At 38.4% G+C, this 20683-nt stretch carries 24 protein-coding genes; 19 read left to right on the forward strand and 5 right to left on the reverse strand.

Annotation, left to right across the window (positions count from 1 at the left end; all coding sequences use genetic code 11):
* Positions 1-61: 61 nt before the first annotated feature.
* Entirely contained in the window at positions 62-1231 is a 1170-nt protein-coding gene (locus tag AJGP001_RS02860; RefSeq protein WP_071154660.1) for a site-specific integrase, read from the reverse strand.
* Between the two features lie 34 nt (positions 1232-1265).
* Positions 1266-1733 carry a helix-turn-helix domain-containing protein gene (locus AJGP001_RS02865; protein ID WP_071154659.1) on the reverse strand — a complete coding sequence of 156 codons (468 nt, stop codon included), beginning with the start codon at positions 1731-1733 and terminating at the stop codon, positions 1266-1268.
* A gap of 129 nt (positions 1734-1862) precedes the next feature.
* On the opposite strand from AJGP001_RS02865, the gene AJGP001_RS02870 reads away from it, so the two are divergent.
* The 11 genes from AJGP001_RS02870 to AJGP001_RS02915 all read left to right on the forward strand — a co-directional run bounded on the left by AJGP001_RS02870 (position 1863) and on the right by AJGP001_RS02915 (position 7326).
* Positions 1863-2114, forward strand: a complete 252-nt coding sequence (locus AJGP001_RS02870; RefSeq protein ID WP_071154658.1) for a helix-turn-helix transcriptional regulator — start codon at positions 1863-1865, stop codon at positions 2112-2114.
* A gap of 20 nt (positions 2115-2134) precedes the next feature.
* Positions 2135-2413 (forward strand): helix-turn-helix domain-containing protein, encoded by a 279-nt coding sequence (locus AJGP001_RS02875; RefSeq protein ID WP_169835252.1) that lies wholly within the window; start codon positions 2135-2137, stop codon positions 2411-2413.
* 13 nt (positions 2414-2426) lie between these two features.
* Positions 2427-2726, forward strand: a complete 300-nt coding sequence (locus AJGP001_RS02880) for a hypothetical protein (protein WP_071154656.1) — start codon at positions 2427-2429, stop codon at positions 2724-2726.
* 4 nt (positions 2727-2730) lie between these two features.
* The gene (locus AJGP001_RS02885) at positions 2731-3549 is read left to right on the forward strand and encodes a bifunctional DNA primase/polymerase (RefSeq protein ID WP_071154655.1); all 819 of its coding nucleotides are present in this window, start codon (positions 2731-2733) and stop codon (positions 3547-3549) included.
* Positions 3527-5296, forward strand: coding sequence for a YfjI family protein (locus AJGP001_RS02890; protein ID WP_071154654.1), 1770 nt, complete (start codon positions 3527-3529; stop codon positions 5294-5296). The genes AJGP001_RS02885 and AJGP001_RS02890 overlap by 23 nt, the downstream gene beginning before the upstream one ends.
* Positions 5297-5322: 26 nt before the next feature.
* A complete protein-coding gene (locus AJGP001_RS02895; RefSeq protein ID WP_143039565.1) occupies positions 5323-5700 on the forward strand; it encodes a hypothetical protein in 378 nt (125 codons plus the stop codon).
* A complete protein-coding gene (locus tag AJGP001_RS02900) occupies positions 5701-6003 on the forward strand; it encodes a hypothetical protein (RefSeq protein WP_071154653.1) in 303 nt (100 codons plus the stop codon).
* Between the two features lie 19 nt (positions 6004-6022).
* Positions 6023-6667, forward strand: a complete 645-nt coding sequence (locus tag AJGP001_RS02905) for a hypothetical protein (RefSeq protein ID WP_071154652.1) — start codon at positions 6023-6025, stop codon at positions 6665-6667.
* Between the two features lie 91 nt (positions 6668-6758).
* Complete coding sequence (locus AJGP001_RS02910) at positions 6759-6968, forward strand: hypothetical protein (RefSeq protein WP_071154651.1); 210 nt, start codon at positions 6759-6761, stop codon at positions 6966-6968.
* Between the two features lie 14 nt (positions 6969-6982).
* Entirely contained in the window at positions 6983-7144 is a 162-nt protein-coding gene (locus tag AJGP001_RS17450) for a hypothetical protein (protein ID WP_169835253.1), read from the forward strand.
* On the forward strand, positions 7141-7326 hold the full coding sequence (locus AJGP001_RS02915) for a hypothetical protein (RefSeq protein WP_071154650.1): 186 nt from the start codon (positions 7141-7143) through the stop codon (positions 7324-7326). Before AJGP001_RS17450 ends, AJGP001_RS02915 begins: the two co-directional genes overlap by 4 nt.
* An 85-nt stretch (positions 7327-7411) precedes the next feature.
* Here AJGP001_RS02915 and AJGP001_RS02920 read toward each other — a convergent pair whose 3' ends face one another.
* Complete coding sequence (locus AJGP001_RS02920; RefSeq protein ID WP_071154649.1) at positions 7412-8377, reverse strand: DUF4238 domain-containing protein; 966 nt, start codon at positions 8375-8377, stop codon at positions 7412-7414.
* A 476-nt stretch (positions 8378-8853) separates the two neighbouring features.
* Here AJGP001_RS02920 and AJGP001_RS02925 point away from each other — a divergent pair, with 476 nt between their 5' ends.
* Genes AJGP001_RS02925 through AJGP001_RS02935 form a run of 3 tightly spaced genes read left to right on the forward strand, consistent with a single transcriptional unit; the run spans position 8854 to position 13555 of the window.
* Positions 8854-10893, forward strand: a complete 2040-nt coding sequence (locus tag AJGP001_RS02925) for a glycosyltransferase family 4 protein (RefSeq protein WP_078080126.1) — start codon at positions 8854-8856, stop codon at positions 10891-10893.
* Complete coding sequence (locus AJGP001_RS02930) at positions 10883-12184, forward strand: glycosyltransferase (protein ID WP_078080127.1); 1302 nt, start codon at positions 10883-10885, stop codon at positions 12182-12184. The genes AJGP001_RS02925 and AJGP001_RS02930 overlap by 11 nt, the downstream gene beginning before the upstream one ends.
* A gap of 30 nt (positions 12185-12214) precedes the next feature.
* Complete coding sequence (locus tag AJGP001_RS02935) at positions 12215-13555, forward strand: uracil-xanthine permease family protein (RefSeq protein ID WP_071154646.1); 1341 nt, start codon at positions 12215-12217, stop codon at positions 13553-13555.
* A 44-nt stretch (positions 13556-13599) separates the two neighbouring features.
* Here the strand turns inward: AJGP001_RS02935 and AJGP001_RS02940 are convergent, their stop codons facing one another.
* Positions 13600-14946: an LLM class flavin-dependent oxidoreductase gene (locus AJGP001_RS02940; protein WP_071154645.1), complete on the reverse strand. Its 1347-nt coding sequence runs from the start codon at positions 14944-14946 to the stop codon at positions 13600-13602.
* Positions 14947-15180: 234 nt separating this feature from the next.
* Here AJGP001_RS02940 and AJGP001_RS02945 point away from each other — a divergent pair, with 234 nt between their 5' ends.
* The 4 genes from AJGP001_RS02945 (at position 15181) to AJGP001_RS02960 (ending at position 17981) form a co-directional block, all read left to right on the forward strand.
* Positions 15181-15696 (forward strand): RNA polymerase sigma factor, encoded by a 516-nt coding sequence (locus AJGP001_RS02945; RefSeq protein ID WP_071154644.1) that lies wholly within the window; start codon positions 15181-15183, stop codon positions 15694-15696.
* Positions 15680-16612 carry an anti sigma factor C-terminal domain-containing protein gene (locus AJGP001_RS02950; protein ID WP_169835254.1) on the forward strand — a complete coding sequence of 311 codons (933 nt, stop codon included), beginning with the start codon at positions 15680-15682 and terminating at the stop codon, positions 16610-16612. The genes AJGP001_RS02945 and AJGP001_RS02950 overlap by 17 nt, the downstream gene beginning before the upstream one ends.
* 15 nt (positions 16613-16627) lie before the next feature.
* Entirely contained in the window at positions 16628-16999 is a 372-nt protein-coding gene (locus AJGP001_RS02955) for a hypothetical protein (protein ID WP_071154641.1), read from the forward strand.
* An 82-nt stretch (positions 17000-17081) separates the two neighbouring features.
* Positions 17082-17981 carry a mechanosensitive ion channel family protein gene (locus AJGP001_RS02960; protein ID WP_078080129.1) on the forward strand — a complete coding sequence of 300 codons (900 nt, stop codon included), beginning with the start codon at positions 17082-17084 and terminating at the stop codon, positions 17979-17981.
* Between the two features lie 140 nt (positions 17982-18121).
* Here AJGP001_RS02960 and AJGP001_RS02965 read toward each other — a convergent pair whose 3' ends face one another.
* On the reverse strand, positions 18122-19528 hold the full coding sequence (locus AJGP001_RS02965) for a DHA2 family efflux MFS transporter permease subunit (RefSeq protein ID WP_071154639.1): 1407 nt from the start codon (positions 19526-19528) through the stop codon (positions 18122-18124).
* A 360-nt stretch (positions 19529-19888) separates the two neighbouring features.
* On the opposite strand from AJGP001_RS02965, the gene AJGP001_RS02970 reads away from it, so the two are divergent.
* On the forward strand, positions 19889-20650 hold the full coding sequence (locus AJGP001_RS02970) for an SDR family NAD(P)-dependent oxidoreductase (protein ID WP_151897506.1): 762 nt from the start codon (positions 19889-19891) through the stop codon (positions 20648-20650).
* Positions 20651-20683: the final 33 nt, after the last annotated feature.

Consider the following 20683-nt stretch of genomic DNA (forward strand, 5'->3'; position numbering starts at 1 on the left):
TACGGGGTCTTTTTTTATTTTTAGGCAACAATTAGGCAACAATGAAATTATTTTTAGTGTTTTATTGCAGTTTTGCAGTCAATTCTGAAAGGTGGCTGCTGAACAATTGAGAAGCTTGTTCTTTGGTGTTTTTAGTCATATGAGTATAAATGTTCATCGTGGTATTAATATCTGTATGGCCTGCTCTTCTTTGAATTTCTCCAATTGGTACATTAGCTTCTATCAATAATGAAATATTGGTATGTCTGAAGCTATGGGGCGTGATGTGCTTGTCTATGTCCATCTTTTTCATAAGACGTTGCAAACGGATAGCAACTTTCTTTACAGTAGGCGGGTAGCCTTGACCATCCGCAAAAATAAACCCTTGATCATGGTACACTCTTCTATTTTTCATCTTAATTTCTTTTTGTTGCTTCAAATGATTCTTGATTAATTGGACAACAAAATTGTCTATTTCAAATTTGCGGATAGAACCTTTTGTTTTTGGCGTTAGTAATGTAAATTCTTTGATGCTATTGGATGGATTGTAGTAAGTTTTAGTGACACTTATTTCATTAGTAGAGAAGTTTATGTCTGATTCTTTTAATGAAATCAACTCTCCAATACGAAGCCCCGAATATGCCAGTGTAGCGAATACCACTAAATCATCTTTTAATCCCTCATTTTTAGCTAATAATAAGAACTTGGTCAATTCTTCACGATCAAGAAAGTTTTCCATTACTTCAGTTTCTTCTTCTACAACATCTTTTTTCATGCGTGGCTTTTCAAAGTGTTCAGTAGGATTAAATCTTATTAACTTCAACTTAAGCGCATGGGTGAAAACCATCCGGCCTGTAGTGTGTATGCTATCAAGATAGTTTGCGCTTATGGTTGAACTTAAGTTGTCCAAGTGTTCTTGATACATGGCCATTGTAATGCTGCTAATCGGATAATCTTGCCATACATCAAGTAAACGCTTGCCAGCTATGGAACGTGCCCGCACACTGGAAACCTTAGCCCGCTTTTCATAATGTGCCAACCATTGATTGAAGAAATCACCAAAAGTCATTTTAGACTCTTTTAAATAAGTACCTTGTTTCAATTCTTCTTCTATCCGTCTAGCTTCATTCTTTGCTGCTGTTTTTGTGCGAAAGCCGGACTTTCTAATCTTAGTATACTTGCCAGTTACGGGGTCTTTGCCCGCACTAATTACATATTCCCATGATCCGCTCTTTTCTCGAAAGTGTGCCATTGGTTATCCGCTCCTTCTATAATAGGATGGCCTATTAACTTAAATATGTTTTAATCATTTCAAGTATTTTTTCTTTTTCTTTTGCGGTAATAGGTTTGCCATTCGATATAAGTAAGTTGCCATCTATAGCTAGCATAGTTTTATCACTAAAAACTTCAGTTAATTCGATGTAGTTATTATTTTTCTTCCACTCAACTTCTAAGTTTTCTCTTGCTTCAATATGTTCAGAGGTATTAAGCGACTTGTTTGCTTCTTTCATTAAATCTAATCGCTTTTGAAAAGTTCCCTCTTCTAAATGTCCGGCTTTTTCTAGTAAAAGAAGATAAGGAACGCCTAAACCTTCAGCTAGTTTTTTAATCATAGTAGATTTTGGCGCACCTCTTTTACCTGTTTCAATCTGTGATAGGTAGGAATGAGAAAAACCGCCTTTTTCAGCTACCTCCTTTAAAGAAAGGTCTTTTCGTGTTCTAGTTTCCCTAATATATTCACTGAAATTTGTCATGATACCCACTCGCTTTCAAATCATTTTCTTAAGTATATATAAAAAAGTTTGCAAATGCAACATTATTTGTTGCAAAAGATAACCCTTTGTTATATACTGAAAACAAGTTGAAGGAAAGAGGTGGAAAAAATGATTAAAATTGAGCTAAAAAACCCTCTCGATGTCAAAATAGCAATTGCTGAAAGAGGAAAAAATGTAAGAGAATTTGCTAAAGAGATCGGAATTTCTCACTCTTATATGTCACAAATTTTAAGTGAGAAAAGACAGCCTTCTCCTAAAGTCGCTAACAAAATAGCGGTTGGATTAGGAGTAAATTTTGATGGGATTTTTTTTGTAACCAATGTTGCAAAAGATAACCCTGCGAGAATAAAGGAGGAATAGAAATGGTGAGAAGGTTTTTCATGGAATCAAAAATACAAAAAGTAACAAGAAGAGAACTTCACATTTTAGTTAATGAAAGAACATGGCAAGAAAAAGGCGCACTCATAAAAGAAATGCGCGAGAGTTACGGAATCACTATAAAAGATATGGCCAATCATATCGGTATTAGTCCGGCAAGGGTTAAACGCTTTGAAACAGGCCAACCAGTTAATGACGCTAAGTTAATAGAAGCAGCTTACCGCAATTACTTTAAATATTTGAATCTAAATAGAATCATCCGAGAAGCGTTGAAATTCTGAAGGGGGCGAGGTTGTGATACAAGTCAATATCAACGAAGAAGAGTTGAAGGAAATTTATATAAAGATGGTTGAAGAACGTTTAACCGAATTAGAAGCGGAAACCTTCTTTCTTAACAGTAAACAATTACAAAAGTTTATTGGTATGTCCTGGAACTCAATTACAACTCACTTAATGAGTGATCCAACATTTCCAGCGATCAGATTAGGACATAAGCATTTATTCCCTCGCTATGAAGTTGAACAGTATATGAAGAAATACTACCAAGAAGTCCGGGACAGTGGCGGGGACATCATCAAATATAAGAGGAAGTGAACCAATGGCCAATAAGAATCTACAAATAGCTTCAGCTTATGCCAGTATGTTGAGTTTTGCAGTATTTCCAATTGTTCCGGCCAGTAAAGCCCCATTAACTAAGAATGGGTTTAAAGATGCTTCAAAAGACGCTGCTCAAATATCAAGATGGTGGGCTTCAAATTCTGCTGCTGGAATTGGTATACCTACAGGTGAAGTTAGCGGAATCATTGTAATAGACGTAGACCCGAGAAATGGCGGGGACGTTTCACTAGAACGCTTAACCGCAGAATATGGAGAGTTACCCGATACTGTCCATTGTTTAACGGGTGGGGGTGGCGATCATTTCTATTTTAAATATGATGGGCGAGTCACAAAAAGCAGTTTAGTTGATTATCCAGGGCTAGACTTTCAAGGAAATGGAAAGTACGTGGTAGCACCGCCAAGCGTTCACCCAAGTGGTAACAGTTACGAATGGGAGGAATCAAGTAAGCCAGTTATTACAAAGCTTGCCCCGCTCCCTGAATGGCTTATAAAGCTGTTAAAAGGAACACCTAAGCAAAGACAAGCAACGCCAGTTAAACAGTCAGCAAGCCATTGGGAGAGGGTTATGAACGGGTTATCCGAAGGTGAAGGGCGTAATCCAGCAGCCGCTTCATTAGCTGGGCATTTACTTAGAAGATATGTTGACCCGGATATAGTAATAGCGGTATTAAACATGGTCAATGAAAGAAATGATCCACCACTTGACCCGGACGAATTAAGCACAATTATTAACTCAATCGCTGGAAAAGAAATAGAACGCAGGAAAGGGGCACAACATGGACAATATCAACGCACTTAGAGAATTAGAACAAAAAAAAGAAGCTGCTCCACAATGGGAACAGCCAATCAAATTTGATAGTAAAACGCTACCAACGTTTAATACAAATGTGTTTGCTACATGGTTAAGAAAATATATAGAAGCAGTAGCGAATACGACACAAACACCAGTGGACGCTTCAGCAATTGCAACCATATCTGTACTTTCTACAATACTATCAAAAAAGGCTTATGTCAAAGTTTCATCCGAGTGGAAAGAGCCATTAAACACCTATTCTATTATGGCTTTACCGCCCGGAAACAGAAAGTCAGGCGTATTTAAATTATTAGCAAGTCCAATAACATTACACGAAAAAGACGAGCGAGAAAGACTCATGCCAATGGTTAAGAAACAACAGGCAACCATGAAGGCAAAGCGATCAAGATTAGACGGATTGAATAACCAGTATGCTAAAAAAGGTGACGAAAGCATATTGAAAGATATTCAATTACTATCACACGAAATTGAGTCAGAGGAACTTATTGTTATTCCTCGATTTATTACAAATGATGTAACAGTAGAAAAGTTAGGGCTGCTAATGGCTGAACATAATGAAAAGATGTCTGTCCTATCAGCAGAGGGCGCAGGGGCTTTAAATAGCATGGCTGGACGCTACGATAAAGGGTCAGTGGATGCAAGTATGAATCTTTACTTAGAAGCCCACCCAGGCGATACAGTAACCATTGACCGCATGGGGCGAGAGTCCATTCATTTAGATGAACCATCATTAACCATTGGCCTATTTATCCAGCCGGAAACGGTACGGAACTTGCCGCCATCCTTTAATGAACGTGGGCTTATGCAACGTTTCCTGTATGCTTTTCCTGAATCAATGGTAGGTTTCCGTAACTCAACCCCTTCACCAATTAATGAAGCAGTGAGAGCCGCTTATTTAAACAATATGAAGCAACTAATGGAACATGACCCGGAAAAACCAATTATGCTAACTTTCTCAAATGAAGCAGCAATATCTGAAATACAGAACCGTGAAGAAATTGAAATCATGCTTCAGGATGATGGAGAGCTAGGGGGTATCAGAGAGTGGGGGTCAAAGCTAGCCGGGCAAATTGTACGCATAACCGGGTTGCTCCACTTTGCTGATAATATGGATCAATTCCCAAATATACCAACCGATATAAGCCGCTCAACCTTTGAAACTGCTAAGTCGCTTAGAAGTTATTTTATAGCCCATGCTAAGGAAGCTTATGGGGTGATGGATTCTACAGACGATGAAAAGGACGCTAAATATATTTTAAAGCGTATCAATGAAAAATTTGAAGGTGAACCAAGTGTAGGGCATCGTGATTTATTTCAATTAGTACGAAAGCGATTCAAGAAAGTTGAGAATATGGACATGGTACTCACTCAATTGGAAAACATGAATTATATAGCAATTGGCTTTGAAGGTAGAAAGAGAGTTATCTATTTGAACCCTCTTTTTACAGATACAGCAAATAAGGGACTCAAGGGACTCAATAGCCCACAAACTCAAATGGGACAAGGCGTTAAAGAGAGTACCCCCAAAAACACAACCGGACACAGTGGACTCAATGGGGACGCAGTTAAAACAAGTGAGTCCCTAGTGAAGGAAGTGAGTCCTAGTGTGTTTTCAAAAGGACACACCACAAACACTACGGAGAGTAAGGGTGAGGGTAAAGTGAGGGAAGTGAGTCCCCAAAACGCAGTAAATGAAATTACAATTCAAGATGATGGGTCAGGGCTACTATGATTGACCTTATATCTAAATGCGAGAGCATGGGAAACACATTATCAAGAGTGGGCAGCAATATCCATATAGAAAACGCTGCTCACCTTCCTGGTGATGTAAAAGCTACATTGATTGAACAAAAAGAAGAGACCCTAAACGCATTGGAACATGATGAACAAGCAAGGGCAGCGGGGTTATTAATTGGTATACCTGGAACTCTCTACTTATGGTCTGTCAGCTATTCCAGCACCGCTTATATGGAAAAGGTAGGGGGTGTATGGACTGCTTACCGTGAAAGTTATATACCAAACAAGAGCACCGCCAACAGCTTCAAAGTTATAAGTGAAGGAAACACGTTTGAATATGTATTTAGCCAGTACAAAAAATATATCGACTATGTAAACGAAAAGAGAGGAGAAAAGTAAATGATAACTACAGCAGTTAGACCAATAACCATTGATCAGTCTACAGAATATGAAAAGCTTTCACCTAAACAAAAAGCAGTTATTCAAGACTGGATTATTCGAGAAGTTACACCGCATAAAATCAAAACCTTTAGAGGTGTAACATCCTACACGATTAAACACATCTTTGAAGATAGCAAGAATGGTTTTTATCTAACCAATGGTCAAATGAAAGGCGCACTGGATGCAGCAGACTTTGAACCAAAAGACAGGAACGTAAAAAACTGGGAATATGCTTTGTCTTGGAAAGTATCAAACTACTAAAAACATGGAGGAATGGAAAATGACATACACAACTATTTTTAAAGAAGATGCAGAGTATCAGAGTTTCACTAATGAGTATTTACGCAAAAAGGCGCGTTTTGAAGAAATGGCACAACAAGGACTGTACAACAAAGAACACCTAAAAGAAGTTGCTAACAAGCTTCATAAGGACTTAGAAACTAATGTTAAAACACATCATCAAACACGAATTGAAACGATAGAAAAGCGCATGGACGAGTTACAAAAAGTGACTCAAAAAACAAGATATGCAGAACGCCCAGGAGATGCAAAAGAGTTTGAAATGCGCTTTAAACTAGCAAATGATTATGAGTTACAAAACATGGTACAGGACTTAGATACGACTGATCTACTTGAAATAACATTGCTACGAATGGAACTAAAAAACCGCAACTTGGAACAACAAAGCGAACGAGTTAAGCGTTATGCTATTTTGAATAAATTGGACGGAATGACCGAACAACAACAACAAGAACAAGAAGAACTTCAATATCAATTAGGCGTATTTTCTACACTAGGGACAAGAAACATTATTTTAAATGATGCGCCTGTACCACTGGATAACATTGGACGCGAGTTAAGCAAAACAGCTAATCAAGTTGTAAATGACAAAGTTATTCGTGACGTAGATTTAAACCAATTTTAGCAATAAAAAGCAGGGTTTCAGCATACTTTTTGTATAGCTATTATCCTGCAACCCTTAGGGGCGTAAGCGATTTAAGAAGGGAGGGGCATAGATGATAAAAGAAAGGCGAATTAATCACCCCAGCCATGTTAAAGCGATCATGCAGGAACAAATAAACATCTTGCGTTTGAATCAAGATTTAGAACCAATGGCAAAAGCGAGAACGATTGCTTATCTGTCCAATACAGCATTAAGCGCATACAAAGACGGGGAAATGTCCGAGAAGATTGAACAGATTATGAAACAATTAGACATTAAGTAGAAAGGGGCGATCCAATGGACTATAGCGCACGTATTCGCAGAATTGAAAGAACCATACATGAAACACCAAAAGACGAAAACATCATTATTCTTTATGACGAGCAGAGCGCAATTGAATATAAACAGCAGCCGAACGATTTTATTATTATGTATGATTATGGGGAGTTGGTTGAATGACTACATTCAGACAGATAAAAGCCATACAGGAGCGCGTGAGAGGTTTAGCCCTGAATAGTAAAGTGTATTTCTTTGATAGTTCCGAAGAATATGAAGAAGCAGTTGAAGCTGGGAGAATCGGAGATAGTGATGTTTGTATAATTGATGACATATTGAATGATGAAATCAGTATTTTACAATAAAGAACAAAAAACTGAATAATTGATTGGAGGCGACTTGTAACTGGGTCGCCTTTTCTTATTGCCATTTTATTTAATGGAAGTGGAATCAAGGTGCACTTACAATAAATTTTGTATTATCTAAATAGTTTTCTTTGTTTTGAATCATGTATGATATTCTTTTCTTTATATATTTAAGTTCAGTCTTATCGAAAAAAAATATTTTTCTTGATGAGTTAATTATATGATATCTAGTATAGCGAATGTGTAAGTGATCAGTTAAAAGGAAATCGGACTTCGGTATTAATGATTCAAAACCCTCGTCATTCTTATGTGACAAAATTAATAAAATATTTGGTGTAAGTGCTATCGAATATTCTTCGAAGTAAGGAGGTTCAGGCCAGTCTTTTCCATTATACTGAGATCGATTTTTTAAATGAAAAATTTGAGCTAAAGGGTTATCTGAAGTTATAAGAGGCTTTTCAGAGAAGGCACAAACCCAATTGAAATTATCTAAGAAATTTTCAGACAATCTATCCAAAACACCTGAAAGAATGTGAATGTAGAAATGAGCATCGTCGTACTGTCTATCTTTAAAAAGTGCAGCAAGTTCATTATCTAAATTTTTCTCTAAAAATCCTGATAATAAGTTTGCCCGATCTCGAAAAGCAGGAGTTCGAATTGCTTGAAGAGCTATAAAACTGCTTAAAGATTTTTTTTCTGAGGAAGAAATAAAAGGGAATTGGAATTTATTTGATATTTTTTCTTTTTCATATCTTTCCGATATTTCTCTAAATACAGTAGCCCATTGCCCTTCATAAACTGAAAAGGTATCCTCCAACTCTTGTTCATTATAATCACTTGGAGGTTCGAAACCGAATGTTTCTTTAAAATTTTGAGCTGTTACATTATAGAACTTGTTTTCCTGTGCTACATCTCTTACATTAACAGGAACATCACTCTTCGAGACTTTATCATAAAAAGTTATTTTAAAGTTCTTTTTTCTTTTAGAAGCAAAACTATTCAAATAAAACTGTGGTACATAATGTTGCCTCTTTTTTGCTTGCTGAGTCATTTTATGCCTCCAATATATTAGTTAGTCGATTTTAGAAATTTAAGACTTAATTAAATTATACAATATTTAGGGTGTTTAATATAGAATTACGAATGCAGATTTTAGAAATTTCAATTAAACAAAGATTGGGCAACAATCGGGCACAAATAAAATGATTCAGTAGAATAGGCTATGAAAAGGAACATCGATTCTATGCGGAAATTGAGTGTATTTAATAGAAGGAAAAACACCAAAATAAGGGCAAGTCAATGGGCGGCATGATGTAATTTAGCAACACCAAAACTATTTTTTTAAACGTTCATATTTCATTAAAGAAGATTACCTCAAAGGCCTTTCACTAAGTTAGTAAACTTACTGAAAGGCCTTTTTTTGTTTCCTAAAACCACTCTATAATGACCAAACTTTATAGATAGATTAGTAGTTATGGGTATAGGGTATTGGAATACTGACCTACTAACGGTATTGGAGGGTGAAAAATGAATGAGTTTATTGAATTGAGAAATCATGTTTATGCGAATGAGAGTAATTATATGTATCCTCACCGGTTTTTAGATGATTATATAACTAAGAGCAAGAAAATAGATTTCGAAGAACGACTAGTGGTAAATCAAATTCAAAAGATCAAGCAATTAGGGCGAAAAAACAAGCTGGATGAAAAAGAACTAGGTGAATTGTTCTCGTTTTTGGGAGTACATTCCTATACAGATCGATTTGTCGTAGATACGGTTTTAAAGCTATTCACTGATGAGCTCAAGCCAATCATAGAGAAAATAACAACAGACTTCCTATCACAGCGACAATATAGCAGCCAACAGCTCTATCATGTTTTGGATGTTTGCATGGAATGCGATGTCGATCTATTAAGTGATGAGGACATCGTATTTATGCTGCAGAAGTACAAATGGGATGTAGAACTAATCTCCAACTTACTGGACTATATGGATAGTTTTAAAAGACAGGGATTTAAAGACACTATATACGAATTAGTGACCGTGGATTATCCAGATAATTTAAAGATTCAAATGATCAATCTATTAGGGAATTTAGATTCAATGGAAACTGTGGATCAATCTTTCGTCAGGGAAAATGTAATAAATGAGAAAAATAAAGTTTTTTACGATAGTTACATTCGCGCACTTGCTTCAGGTAGTGAGTTTGAAAAGCAAGGTATTTCGATTATGCAGTCCATGTTTTATGGAGATTTTGAAGATAGTGGAAAAGGAAACAACGGAGGATTAGCAGTATTATTAAAAAGCTTGGGTGAAGAGATATCAAAAGACAGTAGTGTGTCTCATGTATTTACGATTACCATCACTCAAGAATTAACGAAGCCCTTTATCAGCTCGTATGGAGACGACCATGTATTTATTCGGTTGCCAATTTATTTAGACCCATCTGTATCAGATCCGTTTATTAAAAGAGAGTTGTTTATTAAACGGTTTATAGGCAATTTTTTAAAGCAAGCAAAAATAAAGCCGGATGTTTTTCATATCCGATTTCTAGATAATGCTTCTAGAGCTGTTGCTCACCTGGCTAAAGAATTAACTAAAAAACTCGTATTCACACTAACGCCAGACCCACACCGAAACATGTTTGATGGATCTGGCCAATTAAAAGAACTGGGTTTTAATGAGCTTATTGAAAAGTTAAACAAGATAAAAATAGGTGATGAGTTAATAGATACAAGCGACGGAATAGTTGGGATAGGAAATGCAGCTGTCAAAAAAGAACTTGAGATGTATTTCCCTCAACTGACAGATGGAAAGATAAATAGAAGAATGAAAATGATAGGTGAAGGAATACAATTAGATCAATCAAGTGATATAGAGGGCGTGGAGAGCTATTCAGCTCGCTTTGCGGAGTTCAATAAAGCACATAAAGAATTTTTTGAAAGACCCGTGATCTTAAATGTAGGAAGACTATCTGTTTTAAAAGGACAAATCGAACTTTTAAAAGCGTGGTCAAAGTCTAAACTTTCGGAAACTCACAACCTCTTACTAATAGGAGGGGATCTAGAGAGACCAAACAAAGAAGAAAAAAGGGTGATTGATTTTTTTAAAGACTACGTAAAAAAGCATCCTCAATTCAAAGACAGGTTCATACACAAAGGTGCCATGTCGAATTTGGATATCCGGCTGCTTGAGGAGAATATCATGAAAAGAGATTTTGACTATCCTCATATTTATCTGTGCTCAAGTGTAAAAGAAGAATTTGGTATCGCTATTTTAGAGGCTATGTCCATGGAGTTTCTAACGCTAGGTCCTATAAAAGGGGGAGTTAAAAGTTATATGAGCAATGGGAAAAATGGGTTTTTAATCGATACGAGTAATTGGGAAACCATTGCCAAAGAAACAGAAAATCACCTTTACGATTCCAAAATGAATAAAGAAGAGTTTAAACGGATTCAAGCTGCAGGTCAAAAAACTGTAAGTGAAAACTTTTCCATCAACAAAATTTCAACTGAGTTTGTGTCGTTTTATTTAGCTGTAAAAGGAGAAGAAAACAATGAAGTATAAAAAAATCTGTTTTATAAGTCCACCTTTCTATTCACATTTTAACCCCTTGTTAGTGCTAGCAAAAAGTTTTCAAGAGCATGGTGCAGAAGTGACAGTTGGTTGCAGTATAGAGTTCAAGGAAAAAATCTTGGAAGAGCATTTGAATTTTTATGAAATCGATATAAGTTCAAATAAAAACATAGGCGAAGGTGAACACATCATACAACCAGATACGGAGAGAATAAGATTAGAAGAGTTTTTTGAGTCGACAAAAAAAGGTGCAATCGAAACACTCATCACGCAGTCTCGTCATAGAAGGGCTGACATGCTTTATAACCCACAAGAGCTGGTCGATAAGATAAAGGCAATAGATGATTCACTAGCTGCGGACCTTTATGTGGTCGACATCTTATCTTATTCGGTTACGCTTAGCTTGTATTCTTTAGGTCTGCCTTTTATCACATTTTGTCCTCCCCATCCGAACACGATTCCAAAAGAAGGAGATTATTTTAATGTGCCGAAAAGCTGGCCTACAGCTATAGCGATCGAGGAAAAAGAGTTGAGGGGACTCGAACAGGTTTCGACACAAACTCAAAAAGAGTTTACTGAAGTTTTTAATAATCTTATCACTGAAAATAAGTCTGTTAAAAAAATTAGTAATGCTTTTAGTTTGGTCTCTGATATCGCTGTTATCTACAACTATTTTGATTTTAACAACAGTGACAAACAGGAAGAACACCCAAAGAAACTATTTATAGGAAATTCATTCAAAGCAGCTACGTTAAATGGAGAATGGCTAGAAAAAATAGATACAAAAGAAAAAATCATCATGATAACTTTAGGAACTTTTTTATCGAATAGAAAAGATGTACTGGAAAAACTAATCCTGGGAGTCAGAGAAATTCATCCGAATGTTTTATTGATTGTTTCTGCAGGGAGTCATGCAGAAGAGTTAAAAAAATATCACTCACACAATACAATCATAGAAAGTTTTATCCCTCAAATTGCCCTTATGCCTTATGTCGACACAGTTGTCTTCCACGGGGGGTGCAACACCTTAACAGAAGCTATGTACTATGGAAAAGAAATGGTGATATTGCCATTTTCTAGTGATCAGTTTAACATAGCCTATGATGTTGAAAAGAACAAATTAGGAAGCGTCTTGGATCCAAACAACTTTAGCAAAGAAGAATTAGCGAATGCGTTTAATGATAGAGAAGAAATTTCTACAGAGAGTTTGCAGTATTGGAAAAGCATATCAAGAAAAAGAGGCGCGGACTATGCAGCAAAACAAATAATGAAGGTAGACTAGAATACAAATGGAATTGAAAAGAGGTGTTTTATGAAAACAACAGTTGGCCATAAAGTGACGAACACAAACAAATACGATGTAGACGGCAGGCCGCCATTAAAAGAAGCAATACCATTAGGGCTACAGCATATTTTTGCGATGTTTCTAGGGAACATTGCTGTTCCTATCATCATCGCAGGTGTGGTGGGTATTACAGGAGCTGATTTAACAATATTGGTTCAAAGTGCCATGATCATGGCAGGAGTGGCGACGATTATCCAGTGTTACCCCATCTGGAAGGTTGGTGCAGGACTCCCGGTCGTGATGGGGACGAGTTTTGGGTTTCTCCCTACAAATATAGCAATAGCGAGCTCATATGGCATATCCGGATTATTAGGTGCCAGTCTGATTGGCGGGTTATTCGGCGGAACTTTAGGGTTTTTTATCAAGAAATTAAAACGCTTTTTCCCAAAAATTGTAACAGGTACAGTCGTTCTTACGATCGGTTTGTCGCTTTTACCTACAGGTATTACATCTATGGCTGGAGGAAGTGGATCTGAGAATTTTGGGTCAGCTAAAAACTGGCTGGTGGCTTTACTGGTTTTGGTCATTGTGATCTTCCTAAATAGATATGCAAAAGGGATGGCTAAAACCTCTTCCATTTTAATCGGCATCGTTGTTGGGTATATCGTGGCTTTGCCACTAGGTATGGTTGAGTTTTCAGCTATAAGAGAAGCCTCATGGTTTTCAATCCCTACACCCTTTTATTTTCCAATGGAATTTTACTGGGGAGCGATTCTTCCTATGTTAATTATGTTTATCGTTACATCTGTTGAGACAGTTGGCGATGTGACAGCCATTACGAATGGAGGAGCAGACAGAGAACCCACGTCTGATGAACTTTCGGGTTCAGTAATAGCGAATGGACTTACCTCTTCTCTAGCAGCAGTTTTTAACTCGTTGCCAAACACGTCTTTCAGTCAAAATGTTGGAATGATCGCATTTACAAAAATAATGAGTAAATACGTCGTAGCCGTTGGCGCTGTGTTTTTAATATTGGCTGGTCTTATTCCTAAGATTGGAGCGCTTATCTCTACCATGCCACCAGCCGTTATTGGCGGTGCCACGGTCATTATTTTTTCTCAAATTACATTAACCGGTATAGACATTTTGACGTCAGAGCCTTTAAACGAGAGAGCAAAGATTATCATTGGATTATCTTTAGTATTTGGACTCGGATTAAGTCAAGTACCCGATGCCATGAATGCATTTCCAGACATTATTCAACTATTATTTGGACAATCCGGAATAACAATCGCTTGTTTTGTTGCGATTTTGTTAAACTTAGTCATTCCAGAGGATTCAATAGAAAAAGACGCAGAGCTAGAATAAAAGAAGCCTCTTAAAAATTCATTGAATTTTTGAGAGGCTTCTTTTTATACGTTTACGCGCATGCGGTCGTCTTTGGATTTTGCAGCAAGAATATTCTCCGTATAAGGCAACTCCAAATGATCCCGAAGTGTTGTCCCTTCGTATTCCGTTCGGAAAATCCCACGCTCTTGTAGAATCGGCACCACGTGATCGACAAACGCTTCGAGTTCGCTTGGCAAATTGGCAATGATCATAAAGCCGTCTGCTGCGTGTTGGTCGTACCACGATTCGATTAAATCAGCGATGTGTTCGGGTGTTCCCATAAAAGGAGTGCGCGGTGTAGCTTCTTTTAACGCTACTTGACGCAAGCTTAAGTTTTCCTCGCGTGCTTCAGCTTTAATGCGATCGGTATCGCTTTGGAAGCTGTTTTTGCCGATAGCGCCGAGTTCCGGAAACGGTTCGTCTAGAGGGTAGTGAGAAAAGTCATGGTGTTCAAACAGCCGTCCTAAAAAGGCGAGTGCTTGTTCAATTGTTACTAAGTTAGCCAGTTCTTGGTATTTTCGTTCGGCTGCTTCGTTTGTGTCGCCAATAATTGGACTGATGCCTTGTAAGACCAGCACGTCATCGGGATGACGACCATTCAAGCGGGTTTGTTCTTTGACGTCTTGATAATACTGCTTGGCTTGTTCGACTCTAGGCATAATCGCAAACACCGCGTCTGCTTGTTGTGCAGAAAAGGCAATGCCATCTTTAGAGGAACCGGCTTGGAAAATGACGGGCTGACCTTGTGGCGAACGGCCAATATTCAACGGGCCTTGTACAGAAAAGAACTCGCCTTGATGATTCAAGGCATGCAATTTGGTCGGGTCAAAAAATTGACCCGACGCTTTATTGCGAATAAACGCATCATCGTCCCACGAATTCCATAAGCCTTTCATGACTGTCATAAATTCAGCAGCCATCCGGTAACGCTCAGCGTGACTTGGATGATCGCTTACTTGTTTGCTGAAATTTAGCGCGGTCTTTTCCAGTCCAGACGTTACTGCATTCCACCCGGCTCGTCCTCCGCTTAACAGATCAAGTGAAGCAAATTGTCGTGCTGCTGAAAAAGGTTCACTATACGTAGTCGACAATGTACTAACGAGTCCGATGTTCGACGTGACCGCAGCAAGTGCAGAAAGAATCGTCAGTGGTTCAAAGCGATTCAAGTAATGAGGATTTGACTTTTCGTTAATGTACAAAGCATCTGCAATAAAAACAAAATCAAACTTTCCACGTTCTGAAGTTTGAGCTTGCTGTTTATAAAAGGCAAAACTGATACTGGCATCTGACGGCATACTCGGATGACGCCAATCGGAAATCTTCTCGCCGACACCGTGAATCATCGTTCCTATTTTTAACTGCTTTCTCATATGGATTATCCCCTCAGCGGTCATATTACTCACTATAACCATTCATTGTCTTTGATTATCGTATGTGTCGCGGTTTGTGTCAAGACAGGTGTCGTGTAAAGTTGCTTAGTATCTTGAATTTTTTCTTTAGGCGGAACTAGTCGAGGCTTTTTTAAAAAGAGTGGAAAAGATGTGTATACTTTTAATGAAACGCTGCGTCTTATGGGTAGTTAACTAGAAAAAGTAGGTGGCCACTTGCAAACGCAAACAATTGAGGATTTGTACCGGGAAAAATCGCGTCTTATATTTCGGTACCTACTCAAAATTGGGTGCTCGAAACAAGATGCAGAAGATATTGTGCAAAATTCTTTTTCAAAAGCAGTAGAGCATATGATTCATATGGAGATGGCTAATCCTTCAGCATGGTTGTTTAAGGTTTCTATAAACGATTATTATGATCTATGCCGGAAAAAGAAGCGGTATCCGAATGTGCAAATCGACGAAACCTTCTTTGAAAATATGCACAGTACCGAGGAAGCCGGTGAACAACGCCTAATAAGACATGAAAACAAACGGGAGATTGAAGCTGTATTGGAACAATTGCCTTCTGCACAATCCAATTTACTTCTTTTGAAATACGAGCTTACTTTATCATATGAGGAAATAAGTGATCTTTTAGATGTTAAAGTCGATACGATTCGAACGACGCTTTATCGCTCACGTAAAAATTTTAAACAGAAATGGAGTGAGTATATTGAAAAAAAAGGATGAATTGGACGAGTTATTTGCTTTTGAAAACAATAAGCAAGACCTTGTTGCAGAGGCGAAAAGAAAAAGTACTGTTCGTATGACATTCATTAGCGGACTCGTCTCGCTCTTCGTCCTGATCCTGATTGTATTGATCAAATTACAAGTGACGCCTTGGTTACTAGATAGAGAATTGGCCGCACAAGAAGTTTATTTTGACGTATACGGTGCGAATCTATTTATTGGACCGTGGGAAGAGTCGATTCGACTTCTAGACAGCGAGGCGACAGCACCGCAATATAAATTGGTAGACGGGCGGCCTGTATACCTAGGTGAAATCTCCAATTCTTCAAGGAATAGAGAAGTGTACCTGTCACCGAACGACTATGAAACCTATAATTACTCGGGTGAGAAGGTCATGAATTTTATCCACCCAGCAACGTCCATTACGCACGTGCCGATGGATGTTATGAAGTTGGATATGTTTAATGACCAACAAAAAATCGAAATGGGAATTTCATTTGATCAGCCCTATTCATTAAGTGAAGTCGAAGCGATGTTGCCTGAAGATAGTGTACTTCAATGGGCATGGGTTGATGTTTATACAGATGAAGAGGTCAAAGGAAACGAACCAGCGAGAGTGTTTACAGAAAATGAAGTAATCGGGTTTTCAATGGTGGACGAAGCAGGAACCGTATTGGAAAGTCCGGTTGAAAAATTTATGGAATCTGTTGTGTATGGGAAAAACCATAGAGGACCCTATAAACAAGGGATGGAAGAAATCTACGAACAACTTAAACAAAAAGATGAGGTAGAGGAAACAACAATCAAAATTGTTGGTGCAGTAGTCGTCGGAAAAAAAGAAGAGCTTCAGCAATTTCAAAACGAACCGCGTGTTCGAGCATCGAGCATCGGCGCAGTCATCGATCAATTCAATTAAAAGGAGAAGAAAACAATGAACAAAACAATACAATGGGTTATTTGGGCAATTGTCTTAGTTGCGATTAATATACCAACAATCTTATTCGCTTCATTTTCGCTTTTTGGAACAGCAGAAGGAACCCGTATTTTTTCGATGGATTACTTAATTGCTGGACTTGTGCTAATTTTAGGCAATATTATTGTCATTCACCTATTTTTAGCGATACGCAGAAATCATTTTTCAAGTTTTATTTATGGATTACTTGTTGCCGTTGCAGAAGCAGTAGGACTTTACGTATTTATTGGTACATTTAATGCAATTGTCTTAACTATAACGGGTATCAGCATTGTTGCAGCAATTATCTTATTAATTTATGAACTCAACTTACACAAATCTCGTCAATAGGATTTCTTGTTTTATCTTCTTAGAACCCACGCTCCTAGTTGAGGTATACTACTAGTACGAATTGACCGAGGAGCGTGAAACGATGCCGGATTTTCTAAAAGATTATTTTACTGATCTATCGGAAGGCTTATTCTCAACATTGAATACACCAGATGCTTATTTCAATAAAATTGCATTGACGGTTATTGTGGTTGTGCTGGCTGCACTTTTTTATTTTTTGGTAAAGAAACTGCTGACACGCAATGAAACGGATTTTAAAAAACGACTCAAGTCTCAGAAAGTCTTAAAAAGCGGCGTGATGGTACTCACCATTCTTTCTATCTTATTTATTTGGATTCAGGCAATCAATGCACTGATCTTAATTGCGCTGCTGATTGGTGTTTTTTTGGCCTTTATGGTGAGAGGACTTACGACAAATATTACGGCGTATTTTGTCATTAAGTATTGGAAGTATTTCGAGATTTCTAACCGAATAGAAATCAATGGCATCATTGGAGATGTCATTGATATCACCCCGATAAACCTTAAGTTGCTAGAAGTACGTGGCGGACTATCAGCTGATGCCAACACAGGAAGAGTGATCAAGTTGCCAAACAGCATTATTTTCAACGAATCTCTTGAAATCGTTGGAGGCAAAAATTCCTTCGTATGGCAAGAAATCAGCTACGTTCTTTCTTTTGATAGCGATTGGCAAGCCGCTGAGAAGATGATAACCGAAGCAGGCGAAACGTATTTCGAAGAACAAGTACAGCATCAATTGAAAAAAGATATTCTTCATTTGTCAGAACAACAAGCAGCCTTGCGTCCGGTGTTCTCAGTAGATACGAATGATGCAGGAATTGTATTAGTATTACGCTATCTCGTTGATTACCAACACGGCACGCAGGTGAAAACAGAATTACAACGCAAGATTTTGCCGCAATTAATAAGCTGTTCAGCTATCGAATTTGCGGTTTTGGAAGTGAAGGTGTTTCGTGGGTAAGTTGGCGTGAGCGCCATAAAAATAGGTACTAGACCAAATAAACTCAATGGAAGACTGATAGCCCATTCCGATAAAATATAAAAATTCTCCGACACATATGTGTGTCGGAGAATTTTTAAGTGGAGTAATTGATTCATCGATTATTCGCTTGATTTCTTGTCGCGAATAGCAAAAGACAATAGTAAACCGAATGCAGCGACACTCCCTGCTACGATGAAAGCAACGTTCACACCGTGAATCGCATCAGCTACAGAGCTACCGCTTGCCGCAGTAACGGTAATGGTCACGAGTACAGCTGTTCCAATCGCTCCTGAAATTTGGCGGAAGGTGTTATTCATTGCTGTACCATGAGAAATTAGGTGAAGGGGCAATTGGTTCAAGCCAAGTGTTGTAGATGGCATCATCACCATTGCGATACCAAGCATCCGAATGGCGTTTAACGTTGCTAAATACGCAAAGGTTGTTTCTTGTGAAAGATTGGCAAAGAAAAACGTTGTAACTGTCAAAATGGCAAAACCAATACGCAATAACCATTTTGCTCCGTACTTATCAAACAACGCACCGGTTACAGGGTTCATGACGCCCATAACAATTGCCCCTGGCAACAACATCAGCCCAGAATGCAAGGCGTTAAAACCAAGGAGATTTTGCATGAAAAGTGGCAAAATAACGGTTGTTGCAATCATTGAAGCAAATACGATCATACCAAGCGCTGTAGCCAGTGAGAAGATGCTGTACTTAAATACACGAAATTCAAGGATAGGTTCTTCCAGTTTTAACTGCCTCGTGATAAACAAGTACAGCGTAACCGCACCGACTAAGAGCGAAATGAGTACATTCGGGCTAAGCCAACCGACGTTCCCTGCCACACTAAAGCCGTAAAGAAGACCACCGAATCCAAATGTCGAAAGGACAATCGATAAATAATCCATTTTCGGATTGGTTTGTTCGGTTACGTTTTTTAGTAAAAAGTAAGCTGCGACAATAATAACAATCGCAATCGGTAACACGACATAAAATACACTGCGCCACGGATAATGGTCAACTAGGTAACCCGATAAACTCGGTCCGATCGCAGGTGCAAAGGCAATGATTAAACCAAACATACCCATCGCTTTGCCGCGTTGCGAAACAGGGAAGATTAAAAACAAAATGGTTTGCAAGAGTGGCATCATAATTCCGGCACCCGCACCTTGCAACATACGCCCTATTAACAAAAACGTGAAGTCAGGAGAAACGGCTGCGACGAGCGTACCTGTCGCAAATATGCCCATCGCGGTCAAAAACAAACTGCGCGTCGTAAACTTACCGATTAAGAACGCGGTGATGGGAATCATAATGCCGTTGACCAGCATGAAAATAGACTGCAACCATTGAACCGTACTTTCACTAATCTGAAGATCTTTCATAATCGGTGGTAATGCCGTAGCAAGAAGTGTTTGGTTTAGAATGGTGATAAAAGCACCTGATAGCAACACAGCTAACAGCGGAATGTATTTTTTTAAATCGAATGATTGAGACGTATCGACAGTTTGTGAATGAACCATTATTTTATGAACACCTCTCTAGTTGGGTTGTGAACCTTTGTATAAGGCTGTTGGAATCTAAAGTCGACTTGCTTTTAAAAACGAAGAACAGTTATCTATACCCTAATTTTCTCGTTTGATGCCACGAGGTGTGGATGTTTTCTACTACCGCTTTACCCACAGTTATATAGAAGAAAATAGAAGGAAAACGAATAATTATTCATTCAACTTGATTGTAGAATTTCAGAACAATGAACCTAACTTCATACCTATTACTTCGTATTAGTTGCCTATTGAATCGGAAGATTTTAAAGCAAAAGAAGGATAAAAATAAAGTATACAGAATTATTAGAATGTATGGATAAAAAAGGAGGAATTGGTTTGGGTACTCTAATGATGGATAAGGTAGGAATTATTACAGCAGCGGGGAGTGGACTTGGAAGAGCGAGTGCGCTTGCGTTTGCCGCAGAAGGTGCAAAAGTGGTCGTCTCTGATATTAATGAAGAAGGCGGTAAAGAAACAGTGCGACAAGTCGTAGAGGCAGGTGGCGATGCAATTTTCTTACGATGCAACGTTGCAGATGAGCAAGAAGTAATCGATCTTGTGAAGCAAACGGTCGAACATTATGGCCGCTTGGATTGGGCACATAATAACGCTGGAATTGGTGCGCCATCTTTGCCGATTGCAGAAACGAAAACAGCCGACTGGGACCGTTGTATACAAATTACGCAAACTAGTTTGTACTTTTCATTAAAACACCAAATTCCAGCAATGCTCGATTCTGGTGGAGGAAATATTGTGAATACCGCTTCTACATCAGGTCTGATTGGATCAGAAAACTTAGCAACTTATAGTGCTGCAAAGTGGGCGGTCAATGGACTGACGAAATCAGTCGCGCTAGAATATGCAAAAAAAGGAATTCGCGTCAATTCAATTTGTCCAGGGATGACGCTAACTCCTGCTGTAGAGGCGTGGGCAAAAGAAGTACCTGACCAAGCAAAATACGTAGAAAATGATATTCCGCTTGGTCGCATGGCCCTCCCGGATGAACAAGCACAAGCGGCGTTATGGCTTTGTTCAGATCGATCTTCATACATCACGGGTGTAAATTTAGCAGTAGACGGTGGTCAAACTGCGAAATAACCAACTAACGCAGCTCGGCTAGTGCAACTAATC

Source organism: Planococcus faecalis, assembly GCF_002009235.1.
GTDB lineage: Bacteria > Bacillota > Bacilli > Bacillales_A > Planococcaceae > Planococcus > Planococcus kocurii.

Coding starts and splice junctions, on each gene's coding strand:
- AJGP001_RS02955 (WP_071154641.1), top strand. CDS start 16,628: ATGAACAAAACAATACAATGGGTTATTTGGGCAATTGTCTTAGTTGCG.
- AJGP001_RS02910 (WP_071154651.1), top strand. CDS start 6,759: ATGATAAAAGAAAGGCGAATTAATCACCCCAGCCATGTTAAAGCGATC.
- AJGP001_RS02865 (WP_071154659.1), bottom strand. CDS start 1,733: ATGACAAATTTCAGTGAATATATTAGGGAAACTAGAACACGAAAAGAC.
- AJGP001_RS02875 (WP_169835252.1), top strand. CDS start 2,135: ATGGAATCAAAAATACAAAAAGTAACAAGAAGAGAACTTCACATTTTA.
- AJGP001_RS02920 (WP_071154649.1), bottom strand. CDS start 8,377: ATGACTCAGCAAGCAAAAAAGAGGCAACATTATGTACCACAGTTTTAT.
- AJGP001_RS02860 (WP_071154660.1), bottom strand. CDS start 1,231: ATGGCACACTTTCGAGAAAAGAGCGGATCATGGGAATATGTAATTAGT.
- AJGP001_RS02900 (WP_071154653.1), top strand. CDS start 5,701: ATGATAACTACAGCAGTTAGACCAATAACCATTGATCAGTCTACAGAA.
- AJGP001_RS02925 (WP_078080126.1), top strand. CDS start 8,854: ATGAATGAGTTTATTGAATTGAGAAATCATGTTTATGCGAATGAGAGT.
- AJGP001_RS02960 (WP_078080129.1), top strand. CDS start 17,082: ATGCCGGATTTTCTAAAAGATTATTTTACTGATCTATCGGAAGGCTTA.
- AJGP001_RS02965 (WP_071154639.1), bottom strand. CDS start 19,528: ATGGTTCATTCACAAACTGTCGATACGTCTCAATCATTCGATTTAAAA.
- AJGP001_RS02940 (WP_071154645.1), bottom strand. CDS start 14,946: ATGAGAAAGCAGTTAAAAATAGGAACGATGATTCACGGTGTCGGCGAG.
- AJGP001_RS02930 (WP_078080127.1), top strand. CDS start 10,883: ATGAAGTATAAAAAAATCTGTTTTATAAGTCCACCTTTCTATTCACAT.
- AJGP001_RS02915 (WP_071154650.1), top strand. CDS start 7,141: ATGACTACATTCAGACAGATAAAAGCCATACAGGAGCGCGTGAGAGGT.
- AJGP001_RS02895 (WP_143039565.1), top strand. CDS start 5,323: ATGGGAAACACATTATCAAGAGTGGGCAGCAATATCCATATAGAAAAC.
- AJGP001_RS02935 (WP_071154646.1), top strand. CDS start 12,215: ATGAAAACAACAGTTGGCCATAAAGTGACGAACACAAACAAATACGAT.
- AJGP001_RS02885 (WP_071154655.1), top strand. CDS start 2,731: ATGGCCAATAAGAATCTACAAATAGCTTCAGCTTATGCCAGTATGTTG.
- AJGP001_RS02905 (WP_071154652.1), top strand. CDS start 6,023: ATGACATACACAACTATTTTTAAAGAAGATGCAGAGTATCAGAGTTTC.
- AJGP001_RS17450 (WP_169835253.1), top strand. CDS start 6,983: ATGGACTATAGCGCACGTATTCGCAGAATTGAAAGAACCATACATGAA.
- AJGP001_RS02890 (WP_071154654.1), top strand. CDS start 3,527: ATGGACAATATCAACGCACTTAGAGAATTAGAACAAAAAAAAGAAGCT.
- AJGP001_RS02870 (WP_071154658.1), top strand. CDS start 1,863: ATGATTAAAATTGAGCTAAAAAACCCTCTCGATGTCAAAATAGCAATT.